This is a genomic window from Bradyrhizobium sp. MOS003 (genome assembly GCF_003020125.1).
In the GTDB taxonomy this organism is placed as follows: Bacteria; Pseudomonadota; Alphaproteobacteria; order Rhizobiales; family Xanthobacteraceae; genus Bradyrhizobium.
Genome location: NZ_PYFW01000004.1, coordinates 278,920 through 296,784, shown reverse-complemented (window position 1 = coordinate 296,784; position 17,865 = coordinate 278,920). Strand labels below are relative to the sequence as shown.

The following is a 17,865-nucleotide window of genomic DNA, read 5'->3' as shown; positions in this document are numbered from 1 at the left end:
CGACGGTTGAGTTAGCTGCGCACTTGGTTGCTTCCCTCAGCCGGCGTAGCCGGATTCTCTCCGCCCTTCGCCGCATTCCACAGCGCATCCATCTCCGCCAGCGACGCCTGCTCCAGCGTCCGACCCTGCGCCTCCAGCGCCCGCTCGATATAGGCAAAGCGTCGCTCGAACTTCGCATTGGTCGCACGCAGCGCGGCTTCCGGATCGGCGTCGACATGGCGGGCGAGGTTGACCAGCGCGAACATCAGGTCACCGGTCTCCTCCGCCAGTTCTTGCTTGTCGTTGCGGTCGAGTGCGGCCTCGATCTCGTCGGCTTCCTCGCGGATCTTGGCCAGCACCGCGCGCGGGTCGTTCCAGTCGAAGCCGACGGTGGAGGCCTTGCGCTGCAGCTCCATGGCCCGTGTCAGCGCGGGCTGGCCGGCCTTCACGCCTGACAGCAGCGACTTCGTCGGCACTTGCTCCGGCGGCCGGCGCGCAGCGCGCTCGGCCTTCTCCTCGGCCTTGATGCGGTCCCAGACTTCCTTGACGTGGGAAGAGGCGAGATTGCCGTCCTTGTCGGCGAAGACATGGGGGTGGCGCCGGATCATTTTTCGCGTGATGGCCTCGACCACGTCTCCGAACGCGAACGCGTTCTGCTCGGACGCCATCTGGGCGTGGAAGACGACCTGCAGCAGGAGATCGCCGAGCTCGTCCTTGAGATCATCGAGATCGCCACGGTCGATCGCGTCGACCACCTCATAGGCCTCCTCGATCGTGTAGGGCGCGATCGTCGCAAAGTCCTGCTCGAGGTCCCAGGGGCAGCCGGTCACCGGCGTGCGCAGCGCCGCCATGATCTCGATCAGGCGGGAAATATCGCGGGAGGGGGTCATTGCGGGGCGCTCTCCTGACTCCCAAACCTTATGCCAAAAGCGGCCCGCCGTTCCCAGCGCGGCGGGGCGGAACGGGCCGATTTCCACCGATTGGCTGATACGTTTGGCAATGCTAAAGCGCGGCCCATGAGTGACGCATTTTCATCACAAACCGCGCTGGTGCTGTTCTCCGGCGGCCAGGATTCCACCACCTGCCTCGCCTGGGCGCTCAGGCGCTTTGCGCGGGTGGAGACGCTGGGGTTCGAGTACGGGCAACGCCACGCGGTGGAGCTCGACTGCCGCGATCGGCTGTTCGATGGCATCAAGGGTCTTCGCGCCGATTGGGCAGAAAAGCTCGGCGAGAGTCATACGCTGTCGATCCCGACGCTGGCGGCCGTCTCGGAGACCGCGTTGACCCGAGATGTCGCGATCGCGATGGGCGCTGACGGGTTGCCGAACACGTTTGTGCCCGGCCGCAATCTGGTGTTCCTGACCTTTGCGGCGGCGCTGGCCTACCGGCGCGGCATCACGGACATCGTCGGGGGCATGTGCGAAACCGACTATTCCGGCTATCCCGATTGCCGCGACGACACCATCCGCGCCATGCAGACCGCGCTCTCGCTGGGAATGGCGCGCAAGTTCGAGCTGCATACGCCCTTGATGTGGATCGACAAAGCCGCAACCTGGAAGCTGGCGCAGGATCTCGGCGGCGAAGCGTTGGTTGATCTCATCCGCGAGCACTCCCACACCTGCTATCTCGGCGAACGCGGCGCGCAGCACGATTGGGGCTATGGGTGTGGCGAATGCCCGGCGTGCAGCCTGCGGGCGAAAGGGTGGCGGGAGTTTGTGGCGAGGTGATGCCACACGTTCGGTGTCATCACCCGCGAATGCGGGTGATCCAGTATTCCAGAGACCGTGCTTGAGCCGAGAAGCCGCGGCGTACTGGATTCCCCGCCTTCGCGGGGAATGACAGAGAGGGGTTTGGCACGAGCGTGCCAATGACGGAGCTAGGCGAAATCCTCCGGCTTCAGCTCGATCGGCTTGCCGTGCGGGGTGCGGTCCGCCGCGTGGTCCCAGGCGTCGCGGTAGCGGTGCAGGGTTTCCATCGACGCAACACCCTTGCGGGCAACCAAGCCCTCCAGCGTGGCGAGCCAGTGCCGGTAATAGGTCTCGCCCGTATCAGGATCGCCGGCGGCCTGTGCACGCTTGATCTCGTCCGCGAGGCTAGCCGCCCATTCCGGCCAGGTGAACACGCCGCGTTCGTGCAGCGTCAACGCCATCGCGAAGGCATGCGCCTCCCAGGGCGCGCGAAACACCGGGCCGTCGTCATCGCGGGGAATGCTCGGTATGGCTGCCGTGGCGACCGCCGCTGCCGCACTGCTCATCACGCCGGATCCAGATAGGGCTCGAACGCGTCGATCGAGACCTTCAGGGTGGGATCACCATCCTCGCCCCAGAGATCGCGGCCCCCGAATACGACCGTGTAGAGCCATTGAGGATGTTCGCCGCGCTCCATCGCCGCCGTATCAGGAAACACGTGGCAGCCATGGTTCAGCTCGACCACCCCGACATGGCCGCGCACATAGCGCGGCAGCCGCGTGTGGGTGGCTGGATGGATATTCCTGGCGCGCACGCGATCGCCGATGTTGAATTTGGCGGGCGCAGGCGCCGTGCGGCCGAACTTGCCGCGGACCATCACGCGCTCGACCTGGGTGAGATCGAACTTGCCGTGCTTGAGCGCCTTGGCCGGCTGCATCGCATGGCCGGCAGCGACCTCTTCGCGGGAGAGGTAGCCCTTCTCGATCAGCATCTCCTCGAGACCGAGAAACCATTTCTTGTAGTAGGAGCTCGAGAGATAAACCTCCGGCGGCAGCGTCTCGCGATAGAAGCGCGAGGTGTCGATGTTGAAGGCACCGGCCGCGCCCATCGCGCGCACCATCGCCAGCACACGCTCTTCCCAATGCGCGTGAAACATCGGCTCGTTCGGCTCCGGCTCGACCTTGCCGAACCCGTCCATGCCGCCCATGTCGTGCACGCCGTTCATGACGACGCTCCCGGCTGTCGCGGGAATCCGGTGCCGATCATGGAATCGCGCGTGACGAGTTCGGCGAGCTGCTCCTCGCTCCAGCCCCCCGTGCCCGCGGGGCGCATCGGCAGCACCAGGAAGCGCGTCTCGGCGGTGGAATCCCACACCCGGATCTCCACGTCCTTCGGCAGGCTGACGTCGAAATCGGCGAGCACGCCGCGCGGGTCCTTCACCGCACGCGAGCGGTAGGGCGCTGCCTTGTACCAAACCGGCGGCAGCCCGAGCATTTCCCAGGGGTAGCAGGAGCACAGCGTGCACACGACCATGTTGTGACGCGCGGGCGTGTTCTCGACCACGACGAGATGGTCGCCGACGCGGCTGACATGGCCGAGCGTGCCGATCGCCTTGGAGCCGTCCTCCAGCAGCGCCTGCTTGAACGCCGGATCAGTCCAGGCCTTGGCAACGACGCGGGCGCCGTTATGCGGGCCGATCCTGGTCTCATAGGCCTGGATGATGGCGTCGAGCGCGGCCGGCTCGACATAGCCTTTTTCGGTCAGAATCGTCTCGAGTGCGCGCACGCGCAGCTCGGTCTCCGACAGCTCGGAATGGTCGTGATCGTGGTGGTGATGATGGTGGTGATCATGGCTCATGCTGGCCAAGATAAGCGCAATAGCCTGAGCCTGTCGAGTATGCGCCGCGGCGCAACCGGGTCCCATATTCGTGAGGCCGGATGTAGGCTAGCATCGGCGCGAAGCAGACGGGGAGATCTCGGTGACGGATTACGTGAAGATCGAGAAGGGCCTCGGGCCCGAGGGTCGGATTGCGGTGGTGCGGTTCGATCGGGGCGACGGCATCAATGCCCTGTCGCCCGAGGCGTTGCGGCAGCTCACCGCGGCGGCGCGCAGCTTCGAGGACGATTCCGCGACGTCGGTCGTCGTATTGACCGGCAGCTCGGGCGCGTTCAGCGCCGGCTTCGATCTCAAGGACGCCGAAGGGCGCTCGCGCAAGGACATGGACCTCGGCACGCTGCGGCGGCACCTCAAGCTCGGACCGCGTCTGACGCACGCATGGCAGGAGATGGAGCAGATCACGATCGCGGCGATCGAGGGTTTCTGTGTCGGCGGCGGCGTCGCGCTGGCCGTCGCGCTCGACTTCCGCATCATGGGCCGCGATGCGCATCTGCGCGTGCCCGAAATCGGGCTCGGCATGAACATGAGCTGGCAGAGCATCCCGCGCATGTTGCATCTGATGGGACCTGCCCGCACCAAGCAGGCGGTCATCCTGGCCGACCAGCGCATCTCGGCGGATGAGGCCCATGAATGGCGCCTGGTGGAGGAGGTGGTCGATCCCGGCCATGCCTTCGAGGCCGCCATGGATCTCGCCCGCAAGATCGCCGCGCAGCCGCCGCTCTCGGTCGCGATGACGAAACTCACCGTCAACCGGCTCGCGCATGCGCTGGACGATCTCGCCAGCCACATGGACGTCGACCAGTTCGCGCTGGCGAGCTTCAGCGAGGATCACAAGGAGGGCGTCGAGGCATTCCTGGGCCGCCGCAAGCCACGCTTCAAGGGGCGGTAAAGCGCGGCCGGTTGCTGATGCGATGATCCCCGCGGGACGTTGATACGCCCGATAGAGGAATATTCTTCTCCGGAGAGGGATTGGAAAATCTTCATCCATCTCCTCGCAGATATCTGAAATTGCAAGAAAGACCGGAAAAGGCGATGGTGCGTGCTGCGGTGCAGCGCGTTCTCCACTTTGAGGCGTGTGCTGGCTGTTCCACCTCACGTCGCCGATGCGACCCGGCTCTCATTTGCCTTTTCGGGCAGGCGAGAGAACCATTGTGCATGAAGGCCGTCTCAATGAACGCTCACTCATAGCTCGCCGTCGGACAGCCGATTGCGCCGCCTGAAGAGATGTCGCCTGCCGCAACCGAGCCGGACACCATGGTCCGCTTCGAAAACATCTCGAAAACCTATACGGCCTATCGCGGCAAGCCCGGCGTCAACGCGCTGCAAGATATCGACTTCGCGATTCCCCGCGGCTCCATCACCGGCGTGATCGGCCGCTCCGGCGCCGGCAAGTCGAGCCTGGTGCGGCTCATCAACGGGCTGGAGAAGCCGACCACGGGGCGCGTCATCGTCGACGGCAACGATATCTCGTCGCTGGCGGGGCGTGAGTTGCGCCTGGCGCAGCGCTCGATCGGCATGATCTTCCAGCATTTCAACCTGCTGTCCTCGCGCACCGCCGCAGACAACATCGCGCTGCCGCTCGAGATCGCCGGCTGGCCCAAGGCCGACATCAAGGCCCGCGTCACCGAGCTGCTCGCGCTGGTCGGCATTGCCGACAAGCATGACCGCTATCCGTCGGAATTGTCCGGCGGCCAGAAGCAGCGCGTCGGCATCGCCCGCGCGCTGGCGACGCGGCCGAGCGTGCTGCTGTCGGACGAGGCGACGTCCGCGCTCGATCCGCAGACGACGCGCGCGATCCTCGATCTGCTCGCCAACATCAACCGCGAGCTCGGGGTGACCATCGTACTGATCACCCACGAAATGTCGGTGGTGCGTCAGCTCGCCAGGGAAGTCGTGGTGCTCGACGCCGGCCATGTGGTCGAGAGCGGCCATGTCGCCGACATCTTCACCCACCCACGACATCCGATCACGCAGTCCTTCCTCGCGGAAGTCATCGGCGACAGCCTGCCGGTCTCGCTGGCGAGCCGGATTGTAACAGAGCCGCCTGGTGACGGGCAGGCCGTGATCCGCATCCAAGTACGCGGGGCAGGGGCCGGCGACACCGTGGTGGCGCGGCTCGCCCGCGAGCTGGGCCTCGACGTCGCGCTGCTGTCTGCCCGCATCGACGAGATCGGCGGCCAGCATGTCGGCTCACTCGTGCTCGGCATTCCCAGCCGCGAGGACGTGCCGGCGCGGGTTCTTGCCTGGTTGTCTCAACATCAATTCCCCGCGGAGCATCTCGGCTATGTCGCCTGAACTCATCAATCTGATCGTCCAGGCGACCTTCGAGAGCCTGTACATGGTCGGTATCGCAGCGCTGCTCGGCACCGCCTTCGGCCTTCCGCTCGGCGTCTTCCTCGCGACCAGCCGGAAAGGGGAGCTGTTTGCCGCTCCGATCGTCAATCGCGCGCTCGGCATCGTCGTCAATGCGACGCGGTCGACGCCCTTCATCATCCTGGTCGTGGCCATCATCCCGTTCACAAGGCTCGTCGCCGGCACCTCGATCGGCTCGACTGCGGCGATCGTGCCGCTGACGATCGCATCGGCGCCGTTCATCGCGCGCCTGGTCGAAGCTGCCATTCGCGAGGTCGATGGCGGCCTGATCGAGACGGCATCCTCGTTCGGCGCATCGCCGCTGCAGATCGTGTTCAAGGTGCTGATCCCCGAAGCGCTGCCGGGCCTGTTGCTGGCGCTGACGCTCGCCGTGGTCAGTCTGCTCGGCTATTCCGCAATGGTTGGCGCGGTCGGCGGCGGGGGCTTGGGTGATCTCGGCATCCGCTACGGCTATCAGCGTTTCATGCCGGAGATGATGCTGGCCGTCGTCGTCGTGCTGATTGCGCTGGTGCAACTCGTCCAGAGCGCGGGCGATTATCTTGCGCGGCGGGTCAATCGCCGGCTGCGACATCACTGATCCCCAAACTGGAAATATTCCAATTCTAAAGAGCCGCGACGTCGCAGTGCGCGTGAGCGCATTCGTCGCACGTGCTGCAGACACGTCTGGAGAAATTCTAACGGCGTTCCTATCGCACTCGCAAATCGCCTGAGTTAGGGCGGGTCATCAAAAATGATACCGGCAAAGCCGGCAGTGCGTGGGGCCTCGAACGACGTGACCGACTTCCAATTTTCTTCGCGTGGGGACACGCGCCATCGACAGTTTCGGGTGCTGCTGCTCGGGGTGGTCAGTACATTCTCGCTCGTGATGCCCTTGGGCTCCGTGGAGGCGCAGACGCAGATCCCCGCTGTCACCGTCGATGCACCGGTTCAGCGCGCCCGGTCTTCGGCGGTAGCTTCGTCACGGAGGGCGGCGACACGCACCTCCCGTGCCAATCGTCGCTCTCCCGCGCAGCAGGCCACGCCGACACAGTCGGCATCATTGAACGGCGCGACTGGCGAACGGGCCAATGGGCCGGTGCGCGGTTTCGTTGCCACGCGAAGCGGCACGGCGACCAAGACCGATACGCCGTTGATCGAAACTCCGCAGTCGGTCTCCGTCGTCACTACCGACCAGGTCAGGAATCAGGGCGCGGTCTCGATCGGCGAGGCGCTGCGCTACACCGCCGGTGTCAGCGGCGACGTCAACGGCGGCTCCGACACCCGTTTCGGCGCTCTGCAGATCCGCGGCTTCGACACCACCATGACGGGGCTCTATGTCGACGGCCTGCGAATTCCGTCCAGCAACTACGTGCATTTCAACGGCCTCGATCCCTACGGCGCCGAGCGCCTGGAGGTGCTCAAGGGCCCGTCATCCGCGATGTACGGCGGCAGCGGCACCGGCGGCATCCTCAACTACGTGACGAAGCTCCCGACGGCGCAGCAATTCGGCGAGGTCTCGATCTCCGGCGGCAGCTTCAACCGCTACCAGGGCCAGTTCGACATGGGCGGCGCCGCCAACAAGGAAGGCACCGTGCTGTGGCGCCTCACAGGCGTCGTTCGCGACGGCGAGACCCAGGTCGACTTCACCAAGGACAACCGCGTGTTCATCGCGCCCGCCGTCACGTTCAAGCCGAACGAAGACACCACCATCACCTTGCTGGCCAACTACCAGCGCGACCGGGCAGGGTGGGGCCTGCAGTTCCTGCCGGCCTCGGGCACGGTGTGGCCGAACAACGGCCGCACCATCCCGGTCTCGTTCTTCGCGGGCGTGCCGAGCTTCAACGCGTTCAACACCGAGATCGCAACTGCAGGCTACCAGCTCTCGCACAATTTCACTGACAACATCACGTTCCGGCAGAACCTGCGCTACGCCTACCAGCACAACGAGGAGAAGGTGTTTTACGGCGGCGGCTACACCGACGAGGCCGCGGGACAGCTCGCGCGCTTCGGCAGCTACAGCAATTCCTACATCAATTCCTTCGCCGTGGACAACCAGCTCCAGGGCAAGTTCACCACGGGCATTTTCAGCCACACCACGCTGGTCGGCATCGACTATCGCAACACCTCCTTCCGCGACACCGCTTTCTCGGTCACGACGTCAGCGCCAGAGATCAACGTCTTCAATCCAGCATACAGCTACGACTGGACCGTCGGCGCCATGAGCGACAATACCGGGGTCAAGCAGTCGCAGGTGGGCCTCTATGCGCAGGACCAGATCAAGCTCGGCCGGCTGTCGCTCCAGCTCGGCGGCCGCCAGGACTTCGTGACGACGCAGGTCGACAGCAATCTGCCAGCAGCCGACAAGTCGGTCTCGAAAGATGCGTCGGCCTTCACCGGCCGCGCCGCGCTGATGTACAATTTCGACAACGGCATCGCACCTTACTTCAGCTACTCGGAATCATTCCTGCCGGTGCTCGCGACCGGTGCGTCCGGACAGATGCTCAATCCCGAGACCGGCGTGCAGTACGAGGTCGGCGTCAAGTACCAGCCTCTCGGCTGGAATGCGCTGTTCACCTTCGCGGCCTTCGACCTGACGCGCGATAACGTCGTCACCTACGCGCCGCCGCTCTACGTCGCCGAGCAGACCGGGCAGGTGAAGTCGCGCGGGTTCGAGCTCGAAGGTTCGATGTCGCTCGCCGACGGCTGGAACCTGCGCGCGGCCTATGCCTATGTCGATGCGATGGTCACACAGGATCCGGTGAATGTCGGCAAGGCCCCGGTCACCGTGCCGCTCAACCGCGCCTCGCTGTGGAGCGACTATACGCTCCAGAACGGGCTGCTGGCAGGCCTGCAGTTCGGCGGCGGCATTCGCTATATCGGGGCGACCTGGGGCGATGATGCCAACACCTTCAAGGTGGGATCGGCGACCGTGCTCGACGCGCTGCTCGCTTACACCCGTGACAATTGGCGCTTGTCGCTGAACGTCACCAATCTTGCCGACACCCGCTATGTCGCCGCCTGCTACAGTCTGTCGGGCTGCTTCTACGCGGAGGGACGCAAGGCGATCGGCAAGCTGACTTACCGCTGGTGAGTGGGAAGACGATGAGAGCGACATTCGGCAAACTGCATCGCTGGGCGGGACTGCTCACGGCCGGATTCCTGTTCTTCTCCGGCATCACCGGGGCGATCATCTCCTGGGATCACGAACTCGACGACGTCCTCAACAGCCATCTGTTCGACGTCAGCAGCAAAGGCCCGGCGATCCCCTCGATCGAGCTCGCCAGGATGATCGAGCAGCGCGATCCCCGGGCGCGCGTCGTCTACCTCTTCATGACTCCGGAGGAGGGGCACTCGCTGTGGTTCTTCGTGATGCCGCGGATCGATCCGGCGACCGGCAAGCGCTACGCGCTCGACTACAATCAGATCTTTCTCGATCCCAACACCGGCGCGGAGCTGGGCCGGCGCTATTGGGGGGCGGTCTGGCCGGTCACGCGCGAGAACTTCGTCTCGTTCCTCTACAAGCTGCACTACACGATGCACATTCCGGAGTTCTGGGGCAGCGATCGCTGGGGCATGCGCGTGCTTGGCGTCATCGCGATCGTCTGGACCATCGATTGCTTCGTCGGCTTCTATCTGACACTGCCGTCGCGCCGGCGGGCCAAGGCGGCGCGGGCACCTGCCGTCACGCGCCAGCTCGAGCGCGGCTTCTGGGCGCGATGGGCGCCAGCCTGGACCATCAAGACCTCCGGCAGCGCCTACCGGATCAATTTCGACATCCACCGCGCCTTCAGCCTGTGGACCTGGGGCGTGCTGTTCGTCATCGCCTTCACGGCGTTCTCGCTGAACCTGTATTTCGAGGTGTTCTCGCCTCTGATGAAGATGGTGTCGAACTACACGCCTACACCCTATGAGCAGCGGCCTTATCGCGATCTCGACGATCCCATCGAGCCCAAGGTCAGCTTCGCCGACATCGCCGCACGCGCCGCCGCGGACGGCAAGGCGCGCGGATGGACCATCCCGGTCGGCTCGGTCAATTACGGCCCGGCCCATGGCGTCTATGCCGCCGCCTTCTTCCACCCCGGCGACGATCACGGCGCCGGCGGCGTCGGCCCGGCCCAGCTTTATTACGACAGCGAGGACGGCCGCCCGATCGGCGAACGGCTGCCCTGGGTCGGCACCGCCGCCGACATCTTCGTGCAGGCGCAATTTCCGCTGCATTCGGGCCGCATCGTCGGACTGTTCGGCCGCATCCTGATCTCGATCATGGGGCTGGTGGTCGCCGCACTCTCGGTCACCGGCGTGGTCATCTGGTGGCGCAAGCGCCGCGCCCGTGCCCGCGTGCGCGAGACCGCGGCGATGCGGCTGAGCCGGCAACTGACGCCGGCGGAGTAGGGCACGGTGAAACGGTCGTCGGGATGAACCTTCCGGCTTCGCAGGGCCACCAAGATGGGAGATATTTCCCCAGTCCCGCGGATCCCCATGAAATCCTATGCCTTGCTCTGCCTGATCGTCCTGGCGGCGCCCGTCCAGGCCGCAGCGCCCGAGCAGTCTTATCTCGACCTGCGCGATCGCTACATCGCAAAGTTCTCCAAGGCGAAGGAGAGCGACGAGCTCTTCAAGCAGCATGACGCGGCTCTGAAGGAGCTGACGGGCGTGTTGCGCGGCCTGATGGGACCCGTCACGATCAAGGGGCTCCCGACAAACGGCAAGTCGAACGTCGACACGCTGTTCAGGGATGACTCCGGCTTCGGCCATCTCGACGGGCTCGGCTTCGCCTCCGACGGCGACAAGATGCAGGCCGTGGTGACGACGACCGGGTTGCTCAGGCACTGGCTGCGCGAGCGCCGCGCGGACGGCCTGCCGCAGGAGATCGGTGCCGCGCTCAAGTCCGACCGCTTCTATTATTACGCCATCCAGGACGCAGCCTTCGCCAAATATGCCGAGCTGCCGGTCACCAAGCCCGCATCCGCGAGTGCCGCCGTCGCCGTGCTGGGCGTGCGCGGCAACGGCGGCCTGAAGGGCCCACCGAGCGAGATCGGCGTGGTCGCGATCCAGGGTGACAAGGTCTACTTTCTCGCCGCATCGGACGCCGTGAAGACCACCGAGATCCCGGCCTGCGAGAGGGTCTGGAAACAGATGATGGCCAGGACAAATCCGCAGGATGCCATGGCCAGGGAAGACCAGGCGATGGACGCCTACACCAAGTGCTTCGCCAAGGAAGCACCCAGTCAGAGCTGGTACGCCGCAGCCGTGAAGAAGGCACAGAGCCAGCTGGATCTGCTGCTATCGCGATAGCGCGTCCCCGGTGTTTTCTCGACTACGCCGACAATTCAACCGATTGGCTGGCCTCGTCGATCAGATGCACGCGGTCAATGTCGACACCCGGCAGCAGCGATCTGATCTGGTCTTCCGGCATCAGGCTGAACGCCGTCGAGAACGCGTCCGCGGCGGTCGCGCTGCGGGCCACGGTCGTCACGCTGCGATAGCGGTGCGCGCAGCCGCCTGATCGAGGATCGAACAAATGGTTGAAGCGCGCCCCGGGATCGAACTGGCAGCCGTAGCCGCCCGAGGTGGACACCGCGCGGTCGATGATCGGCAGCACCGTCTTCGTTTGGCCCACAAAGTCCGGATCGGCGATGCCGACCTCCCAGGGCCGTCCGTCCGGGCGGGAGCCGACCGCGCGGGCTTCGCCCATGTCGACCAGGCTGTGGGTGATGCCATACGACCGCAACAGGTCGACCACCTTGTCCGTGATGTAGCCTTGCGCGATGCCGTTCAGGGTGACCGCCATGCCCTTGGGCATCACGATCCGGTCGCGGCTGATCGACAGCCGGCTGCTACCGACGCGCGCCAGCGCGGCCTCGATCTCGGCTGGCGGAGGACCGGCGGGATCGGCATCGCCTCGCGCGAAATGACCGGCATAGAGCTGCCACAGCGGCTGCACGGTGACGTCGAACAGGCCGCCCGTCAGCGTGGAATAGCGCTGCGAGGCCGAGAGCAGATCGACCATCTCGGCCGCGGGATCAAGCAGGATACCGGTCCGGTTCAGTGCGACCAGGGCGGACTCGTCCAGATAGAGACTGAACAGCCGCTCGAGCCGCCGCGCCTCGGCGCAGGCCAGCGAGATCAGTCGCTCCGCCCGGCTGCGGTCCTCGTCGTGAATCCCCAACGTCGCGACGGCGCCCAGCATCGTGCCGCGCCAGGTCACCGGGGCGACCTCCGCGCGAACAGGATGACCTGGGTAAAGCGCGCCAAGGCCCGCTGCCGCTGCGCTGATCCGGATGAAGCGTCGGCGCGTCAGGTTGCGCGTCATTGCGTTCTCCTCGCTCGTTCGCCCGGCGGGCCTACTGCCGTCTCGTCGGCCGCCGCAGCGCCGGCGGCGTTCGCGGATGTCAGAACATAATCCCGGGGCACTTCGTTGAAGCCGACGATCCTGCCACCATTTTCAGCGGCGAACTTCTCCGCGGCCGTCCGCTCCGAGAACGGAACAGCCTCGTCGCCGCCCATGCCGCTCTTGACCCGGCTCTCGATCACGAACACCGCCTTGCGCGCCTCGATCCAGTTGTCGGCGCCGGGCTTGTCCCAATCGGGCGCCTTGCCCATGTCGGACACGTAGATCGCCAAGATGTCCTTGGGCTCGTCCGGCAGCATGGTGAAGGCGATCGTGTCGCGCGCCGACGAGAACCACACGGGCTCCATGAGGCTCGCGGCGAAGATATGACCCTTCGGTCCCGGATGCTCGAGTACGTTCATGCCGCAGTAATGGCCGATGTCCTCCGCGGTCATACGATGCGGCGGCGGGATTTTTGCCGCCTGCTTGTCGTTGCAGCCCGCGAGCACGAATGGCACGAGCAGGGCGAGAAGGATCGTCCGGCGCCTCATAGCTCCCTCCGCGAGAAGGCGAGCGCGGCCAAGGCGAGCGGCAGCAGCGTCCAGCCGAGCAGGGCGGTCAGCAGGACCGGGATCGTCAGGGACGTGGTTTGGGCCAAGCCAGCCATGCCGGCGAAGGTGCTGACATTGGCAAACCCGGTCAGGTTAATCAGCCGGTAGGCGTCGGTCGGGTTCGCCAGCAGCATGGCGTTGAGCACGGCGGCCGAGATGCTGCGTCCCTGATCGAGCGCAAGCACGCCCAGCAGCGCCATGTCGTAGATCAGCACCAGCAGCAGCCACAATCCAATGCAGATGCCGGCAGCAGTGCCGCGGTCGCGCACCAGCGCGCTGACCAGATATCCAATGGCGACGAACGCCGCCCCGAGCAGCACCGAGGACCCGACCATCGCCGCGAAGGCCAGGAAACTGTCGCCGTCGATCTGGCTGCCGGTCGCGGCCAGCGCACCGACGGCCGCACCGTAGCCGAGGCAGGTCGCAAAGCCGAGGACGGCGAGGTGGCCCAGAAACTTGCCGAGCAGCACCTGCCATCGCGCGACCGGATAGCTCAGCAGCAACAGCATCGTTCCCCGCTCCATCTCGCCGACGATGGCGTCGTGCGAGATCAGCAGCGCGATGAGCGGAACGAGAAAGATCGTCAGGCTCGACAGGCTGACGACGACCACGTCCAGCGTGCGGACACCAACGTTCCCTGTCGGCGCGCTGCCGAGAAAGGTCAGCGACAAGGCCAGCCCGGCGAGCAGGAGCGTTGCGGCAAGCACCCAGCGATTGCGGATGGCCTGATGGATTTCCTTGGCGGCGATGATCAGGACGTTCATGGCGCCTGCTCCCATTGCCGGAGAAAATGAGCATAGAGCTCATCGAGGGTCGGCGGGACCACGTCGACGTCCTCGACGGCATTGCCGGCGGCCGTCGCGCGATGCAGCAGCTCGATCTTCCGCTCCGGCGCGGCGTCGATCTCGACGATGTGGCCGTTCAACCGGCGGCAGGTCGTGTCTCGAGGAGCCCAAGCCGGCATTTCGCTGGCCGCGAGGCCAGCCACCTTGAGGCGGATTCTGGTCGGCAGCCGGGCGAGACGACGCAGTTCGTCGATCGATCCGTCCGCGACCTTGATGCCGCGATTCATGATGATGACCCGGCCGGCGCGCTCCTCGAGCTCGGTCAGCGCATGCGACGACAGCAGCACGGTCGCGCCGCCTGCGGCAAGCCGCGCGATGATGTCGTAGAAGGTCTGCCTCAGCTCTGGATCGAGACCCGTGGTCGGCTCATCCAGCAGCAGCACGCGCGGCTCGCCAAGCAACGCCTGCGCGAGCCCGAGACGCTGGCGCATGCCCTTCGAATAGGTGTTGACCCGGCGGCGACTGGCGGCACCGAGCCCAACGGCGTCGAGCAGCTCGATTGCCTTGGCGATCGGCTCCCGCTTCAGCCTGGCGTAGAAGGCCTGCGTCTCGCGGCCGGTGAGGGCGGGGTCGAAGGAGACGTTTTCCGGCAAATAGCCGAGCTGCCGGCGGCCTGCGAATTCGCCGGCGGCGGGATTGTCTCCGAGAACCTCGATGGAGCCGCTGGTCGGCCTGATCAACCCCAGCATGAGGTTCATGAGCGTAGTCTTGCCGGCGCCGTTGTGGCCGATCAAGGCGACCAGCTCGCCTTGATCGAGCGTGAACGACGCATCGCGTACGGCTTCGATCCGGCCATAAGCCTTGGTGACGTTGCTTACGCGCACCGTGCTGGTCATCGCGTTTCCTTCGCCTGGATCTGCGGTGGCGACACCAGCGGATGGCTGTCGACCACGCCGCCCGGCAGCAGCGCAGGAAACTGCGCCTGGGCCCAGCGGATCACCTGGACGGCAGGGCTGTTGATCAGGACCTTCGCCGCGGGTGCCGTCCACAGCACGCGATCGATGAGGTCGTTCGGGCGATATGCGGTGTCGGCGATTCCATCGCCGTTCAGATCGAATGCCGGATTGTCGCTCCAGTAGTTGCCGCGCCCCCCGGCCGACCAGTCGAGGTGCCGGGTGCCGACATATTTCACTTGGTTGGCGTTGCCGACGAAGGCGTTGCCCGTGATCTCGTTGCCCTCGGAGCCGGCCGTGAAGTGCACGCCGATGGCGCAGCGTTCAAACCAGTTGTTGCGGAATTTGTTGTGATTGGTGTTGTAGATGAACACGCATTTCTCCGGGCCGCTCTTGAGCGTGTTCTCCCGGTTTGCTTGCGGAAGCATGCCGCGCTCGTCGGCGGGACCGTCCTCCGTCCTCCGGGTCATCGGGCCCAGCGGGCCGCCTGTGACCCGGTTGTCCTCGATCTGGGCATAGTTGGCGTAGTTGAAGAGAAATCCGTAGTCGCGATCGTGATCCGAGCTGTTGCCGCGGATCGCCAGGCGGCTCGAATACATGATGGCGTAACCGACATGGTTGCCGATCGAAACATTGCCGCTGATCTCGCTGTCGTTGGTGTACATGTAATGGATGGCGAAACGAACCTGCTCGAAGCGGTTGTCGACGAACCGGTCCTTGCTGCTGGAGATCGAGAAGATGCCGTCGCGGCCGTAGCGGAAAATGTTGCTCGCGATGGTAACGTCAGGCGCATTCCACAGTGAAACGCCGTTGCCGGCCTCGCTCAGACGCCCGCCGCTCAGTCCCTCGATCTCGTTGCGGACGACTCTGGAACCCCTTGCGCCGTGCACATAGACGCCGAACAGGTTTTCCACCAGCCGGTTGTCCTCGATCTTCGCGCGCTCGGCCGTCTTCTGCAGGAATATCCCGGAGTTCATCGCCTGCAGGTCACGGCCGGATGCCCGGATGGTCACGCCGCGGATGGTGACGTCGGGCGCGCTGACGGTGATGACGTTGCCGGAGCCGTCACCGTCGAGCACAGCGCCTCGGCTCCCGACCAACTCCAAGGGACGGTCGATGCGGATGGAGCCGTGATATTCGCCGGGAGCAAGCTCGATGACGTCGCCGGCGCGCGCGCCATCCAGCACCGCTTGCAGCGGCTCGCCGGGCGCAGCCGTCAACGTCTCCGCGTCGGCGAAGCCGGTCAATCCGGCGGCGATAAGCGCCGCCGGAAACATGCGTAATAAGGGACCCACGAGGTCGCTCCGATCAGACCGACTTCAGACCGATTTGGGCTCGACAAACATCCGGCCCTTCATCTCCATGTGCATGGCGTGGCAGAACCAGGAGCAGTAGTACCAGTAGACGCCCGGCTTGTCGGCCGTGAACGAGACGGATGCGGTTGCCATCGGCGCCACTTCCATCTGTATGCCGTAGTTCACGATGCAGAAGCCGTGCGTGAGATCCTCGACTGCGTCGATATTCGTGACGAAGACGGTCACCTCATCGCCTTGCTTGACCTGGAACTGTTCGAGGCCGAACGCCGGCGCGGTCGACGTCATGTAGACCCGCACCTTGTTGCCGTCGCGAATGACCTTCGAATCCCCTTCGAGATTGATGCCGTCCGCCTTGGCCTGCTTGACCGCATCGGCAAACATCGGATCCGCGCGATCCCAGATCGAGATCGGATTGATCTTGGAGCGGTGGACGATGGTCGCGTCGTGCGGCTCGGCGAAGCTCGGGCCGTCATGCACCAGCTTCATCTGGTCGCCTGAGATGTCAATCAGCTGGTCGTTCTCGGGCTTGAGCGGTCCGACATTCAGGAAGCGATCCTTGGAGAACTTGTTCAGCGAGATGAGCCACTTTCCGTCCGCTTCCTTGGTCTGGCCCATGGAGGTATGGTTGTGACCCGGCTGGTAGTGCACGTCGAGCTTCTGGAGGATGGGATTGACCTTCTCACCCTTGAACGCCCGCTTGGCGAGGTCGATGTTCCACTTGCAGACCTGGCTGTCGAGGAACAGCGTGGTGTAGGCGTTTCCCTTGCCGTCATAGGCGGTGTGCAGCGGGCCAAGGCCAAGTTCGGGCTCCGCGACGACGACGTCGCGCGGCTTGATCTTGTCGTCGAACAATTGGTCGAACAGCCGCACGTCCATCACGGTCACGGTGGGCGACAGCTTTCCGGCCGCCACGATGTGGATTCCGTCCGGCGCCGTGTTCATACCGTGAGGATTGTTCGAAACCGGAACGTAGCGCGTGTAGGCCGATCCCTTGCGGCCGTCGATAACCGGCACGCCGTTCATTTCCTTGAAGTCGCCCTTCTTTACGGCCTCCTCGATCCGCTTGAGGTTGAAGATGACGACCCAGTCCTGTTCGCTGGCGGTCATCTCCGCCAGGGTGACGCCTTCCTCGCCGTTGTAGCAGGTCGAGAAAGCATATTTGCCCTGGTAGTCCGCGTCGACATTGTCGAGGTTGCCGCTGACGATCACCTGCCAAGCCACCTTCATGGTGTCGCCGTCGATCGCGCTGAGCATCGAACGATACTGCTTGGGATCGTCGAGGACCTTGCCGTCATTGGGCAGGGGCACGCCATCCTCGCCGTTGGCGAAGACATACCCGGTGCGCGGATATTTCTGCACCCGCAGACCATGGACCGTATGCTGGTTCGGCAGTTCGACGATCTTGTCGCATTTCATGACGTCGAGCCGCACGCGCGCGACGCGGCTGTTGGCCTTGTCGTTCATGAAGGCGTAACGCCCGTCATAGGTGCCGTCCGTGAACGAAATATGGGGGTGGTGGAGATCACCGTTAAGATAAGTGCCGCCGCGGCTCTTCAGGAATTCGCGGGTCGCGGGCTGCAGACCCTCGGTCAGGACCTTGAGGCTTTCATTGGTCTGGCCCCAGCCAGTCGCGCTGCAGCGGTTGAACACCGGAACGCGCATCAATTCACGCATCGAGGGGAGGCCGACGATCCGCATCTCGCCGGACTGGCCGCTCGAGAAGAACACGTAATATTCGTCGAGCTCTCCCGGCGCGACCTCGGTCTTCTGCACGGCCGGCCGCGCCGCCGGCGCTTTCGGAGCTGCGTTCTTGGTCTGCGCGTCGGCAGACGAGACGAATCCGCCGTCCTTCAGCGCCACTCCGCCCGCAAGCCCCACGCCCGCCGCCGCCGCCGTCGTTCCGAGCACTGCTCGGCGGCTGACGCCCTTGGCCTGTTCGTTCTCGCTCATGATT

The 17,865-nt window shown here is 64.9% G+C and carries 17 protein-coding genes; 7 read left to right on the top strand and 10 right to left on the bottom strand.

Annotation, left to right across the window (positions count from 1 at the left end; genetic code table 11):
* Positions 1-11 precede the first annotated feature (11 nt).
* Positions 12-869 carry a nucleoside triphosphate pyrophosphohydrolase gene (gene mazG, locus C7G42_RS20250; protein ID WP_106950725.1) on the bottom strand — a complete coding sequence of 286 codons (858 nt, stop codon included), beginning with the start codon at positions 867-869 and terminating at the stop codon, positions 12-14.
* Positions 870-995: 126 nt separating this feature from the next.
* Here mazG and queC point away from each other — a divergent pair, with 126 nt between their 5' ends.
* Positions 996-1,706 (top strand): 7-cyano-7-deazaguanine synthase QueC, encoded by a 711-nt coding sequence (gene queC / locus C7G42_RS20245; protein ID WP_106950724.1) that lies wholly within the window; start codon positions 996-998, stop codon positions 1,704-1,706.
* A gap of 149 nt (positions 1,707-1,855) precedes the next feature.
* Here queC and C7G42_RS20240 read toward each other — a convergent pair whose 3' ends face one another.
* From C7G42_RS20240 to nthA, 3 genes are read right to left on the bottom strand one after another with little or no spacing between them, the layout of a single operon-like run.
* Positions 1,856-2,233: a nitrile hydratase accessory protein gene (locus C7G42_RS20240; RefSeq protein ID WP_199581021.1), complete on the bottom strand. Its 378-nt coding sequence runs from the start codon at positions 2,231-2,233 to the stop codon at positions 1,856-1,858.
* Entirely contained in the window at positions 2,233-2,892 is a 660-nt protein-coding gene (gene nthB, locus C7G42_RS20235; RefSeq protein ID WP_106950722.1) for a nitrile hydratase subunit beta, read from the bottom strand. Before nthB ends, C7G42_RS20240 begins: the two co-directional genes overlap by 1 nt.
* Positions 2,889-3,524 carry a nitrile hydratase subunit alpha gene (nthA, locus tag C7G42_RS20230; protein ID WP_106950721.1) on the bottom strand — a complete coding sequence of 212 codons (636 nt, stop codon included), beginning with the start codon at positions 3,522-3,524 and terminating at the stop codon, positions 2,889-2,891. Before nthA ends, nthB begins: the two co-directional genes overlap by 4 nt.
* 121 nt (positions 3,525-3,645) lie before the next feature.
* Here nthA and C7G42_RS20225 point away from each other — a divergent pair, with 121 nt between their 5' ends.
* The 6 genes from C7G42_RS20225 (at position 3,646) to C7G42_RS20200 (ending at position 11,210) form a co-directional block, all read left to right on the top strand.
* Positions 3,646-4,452, top strand: coding sequence for an enoyl-CoA hydratase/isomerase family protein (locus C7G42_RS20225; protein ID WP_106950720.1), 807 nt, complete (start codon positions 3,646-3,648; stop codon positions 4,450-4,452).
* Between the two features lie 335 nt (positions 4,453-4,787).
* On the top strand, positions 4,788-5,858 hold the full coding sequence (locus C7G42_RS20220) for a methionine ABC transporter ATP-binding protein (protein WP_245427849.1): 1,071 nt from the start codon (positions 4,788-4,790) through the stop codon (positions 5,856-5,858).
* The gene (locus C7G42_RS20215; protein WP_106950719.1) at positions 5,848-6,513 is read left to right on the top strand and encodes a methionine ABC transporter permease; all 666 of its coding nucleotides are present in this window, start codon (positions 5,848-5,850) and stop codon (positions 6,511-6,513) included. Before C7G42_RS20220 ends, C7G42_RS20215 begins: the two co-directional genes overlap by 11 nt.
* Positions 6,514-7,011: 498 nt before the next feature.
* On the top strand, positions 7,012-9,006 hold the full coding sequence (locus C7G42_RS20210) for a TonB-dependent siderophore receptor (RefSeq protein ID WP_199581020.1): 1,995 nt from the start codon (positions 7,012-7,014) through the stop codon (positions 9,004-9,006).
* Between the two features lie 11 nt (positions 9,007-9,017).
* Positions 9,018-10,307 carry a siderophore utilization protein FsrB gene (gene fsrB / locus C7G42_RS20205; RefSeq protein ID WP_106950717.1) on the top strand — a complete coding sequence of 430 codons (1,290 nt, stop codon included), beginning with the start codon at positions 9,018-9,020 and terminating at the stop codon, positions 10,305-10,307.
* Between the two features lie 87 nt (positions 10,308-10,394).
* Complete coding sequence (locus C7G42_RS20200; protein WP_106950716.1) at positions 10,395-11,210, top strand: hypothetical protein; 816 nt, start codon at positions 10,395-10,397, stop codon at positions 11,208-11,210.
* A 22-nt stretch (positions 11,211-11,232) separates the two neighbouring features.
* Here C7G42_RS20200 and C7G42_RS20195 read toward each other — a convergent pair whose 3' ends face one another.
* Genes C7G42_RS20195 through nosZ form a run of 6 tightly spaced genes read right to left on the bottom strand, consistent with a single transcriptional unit; the run spans position 11,233 to position 17,861 of the window.
* Complete coding sequence (locus tag C7G42_RS20195; RefSeq protein ID WP_106950715.1) at positions 11,233-12,228, bottom strand: FAD:protein FMN transferase; 996 nt, start codon at positions 12,226-12,228, stop codon at positions 11,233-11,235.
* Positions 12,225-12,797, bottom strand: coding sequence for a nitrous oxide reductase accessory protein NosL (locus C7G42_RS20190; protein WP_106950714.1), 573 nt, complete (start codon positions 12,795-12,797; stop codon positions 12,225-12,227). The genes C7G42_RS20195 and C7G42_RS20190 overlap by 4 nt, the downstream gene beginning before the upstream one ends.
* A complete protein-coding gene (locus C7G42_RS20185) occupies positions 12,794-13,621 on the bottom strand; it encodes an ABC transporter permease (RefSeq protein WP_106950713.1) in 828 nt (275 codons plus the stop codon). The genes C7G42_RS20190 and C7G42_RS20185 overlap by 4 nt, the downstream gene beginning before the upstream one ends.
* On the bottom strand, positions 13,618-14,538 hold the full coding sequence (locus C7G42_RS20180; protein ID WP_106950712.1) for an ABC transporter ATP-binding protein: 921 nt from the start codon (positions 14,536-14,538) through the stop codon (positions 13,618-13,620). Before C7G42_RS20180 ends, C7G42_RS20185 begins: the two co-directional genes overlap by 4 nt.
* Positions 14,535-15,872, bottom strand: a complete 1,338-nt coding sequence (locus tag C7G42_RS20175; protein ID WP_106950711.1) for a nitrous oxide reductase family maturation protein NosD — start codon at positions 15,870-15,872, stop codon at positions 14,535-14,537. Before C7G42_RS20175 ends, C7G42_RS20180 begins: the two co-directional genes overlap by 4 nt.
* A 42-nt stretch (positions 15,873-15,914) precedes the next feature.
* Positions 15,915-17,861 (bottom strand): TAT-dependent nitrous-oxide reductase, encoded by a 1,947-nt coding sequence (gene nosZ, locus C7G42_RS20170; RefSeq protein WP_106950710.1) that lies wholly within the window; start codon positions 17,859-17,861, stop codon positions 15,915-15,917.
* Positions 17,862-17,865: the final 4 nt, after the last annotated feature.

Bases quoted from the DNA above. Each gene is read 5' to 3' on its own strand.
- mazG (WP_106950725.1), bottom strand. From the start codon at position 869: ATGACCCCCTCCCGCGATATTTCCCGCCTGATCGAGATCATGGCGGCG.
- queC (WP_106950724.1), top strand. From the start codon at position 996: ATGAGTGACGCATTTTCATCACAAACCGCGCTGGTGCTGTTCTCCGGC.
- C7G42_RS20240 (WP_199581021.1), bottom strand. From the start codon at position 2,233: ATGAGCAGTGCGGCAGCGGCGGTCGCCACGGCAGCCATACCGAGCATT.
- nthB (WP_106950722.1), bottom strand. From the start codon at position 2,892: ATGAACGGCGTGCACGACATGGGCGGCATGGACGGGTTCGGCAAGGTC.
- nthA (WP_106950721.1), bottom strand. From the start codon at position 3,524: ATGAGCCATGATCACCACCATCATCACCACCACGATCACGACCATTCC.
- C7G42_RS20220 (WP_245427849.1), top strand. From the start codon at position 4,788: ATGTCGCCTGCCGCAACCGAGCCGGACACCATGGTCCGCTTCGAAAAC.
- C7G42_RS20215 (WP_106950719.1), top strand. From the start codon at position 5,848: ATGTCGCCTGAACTCATCAATCTGATCGTCCAGGCGACCTTCGAGAGC.
- fsrB (WP_106950717.1), top strand. From the start codon at position 9,018: ATGAGAGCGACATTCGGCAAACTGCATCGCTGGGCGGGACTGCTCACG.
- C7G42_RS20200 (WP_106950716.1), top strand. From the start codon at position 10,395: ATGAAATCCTATGCCTTGCTCTGCCTGATCGTCCTGGCGGCGCCCGTC.
- C7G42_RS20195 (WP_106950715.1), bottom strand. From the start codon at position 12,228: ATGACGCGCAACCTGACGCGCCGACGCTTCATCCGGATCAGCGCAGCG.
- C7G42_RS20190 (WP_106950714.1), bottom strand. From the start codon at position 12,797: ATGAGGCGCCGGACGATCCTTCTCGCCCTGCTCGTGCCATTCGTGCTC.
- C7G42_RS20185 (WP_106950713.1), bottom strand. From the start codon at position 13,621: ATGAACGTCCTGATCATCGCCGCCAAGGAAATCCATCAGGCCATCCGC.
- C7G42_RS20180 (WP_106950712.1), bottom strand. From the start codon at position 14,538: ATGACCAGCACGGTGCGCGTAAGCAACGTCACCAAGGCTTATGGCCGG.
- C7G42_RS20175 (WP_106950711.1), bottom strand. From the start codon at position 15,872: ATGTTTCCGGCGGCGCTTATCGCCGCCGGATTGACCGGCTTCGCCGAC.
- nosZ (WP_106950710.1), bottom strand. From the start codon at position 17,861: ATGAGCGAGAACGAACAGGCCAAGGGCGTCAGCCGCCGAGCAGTGCTC.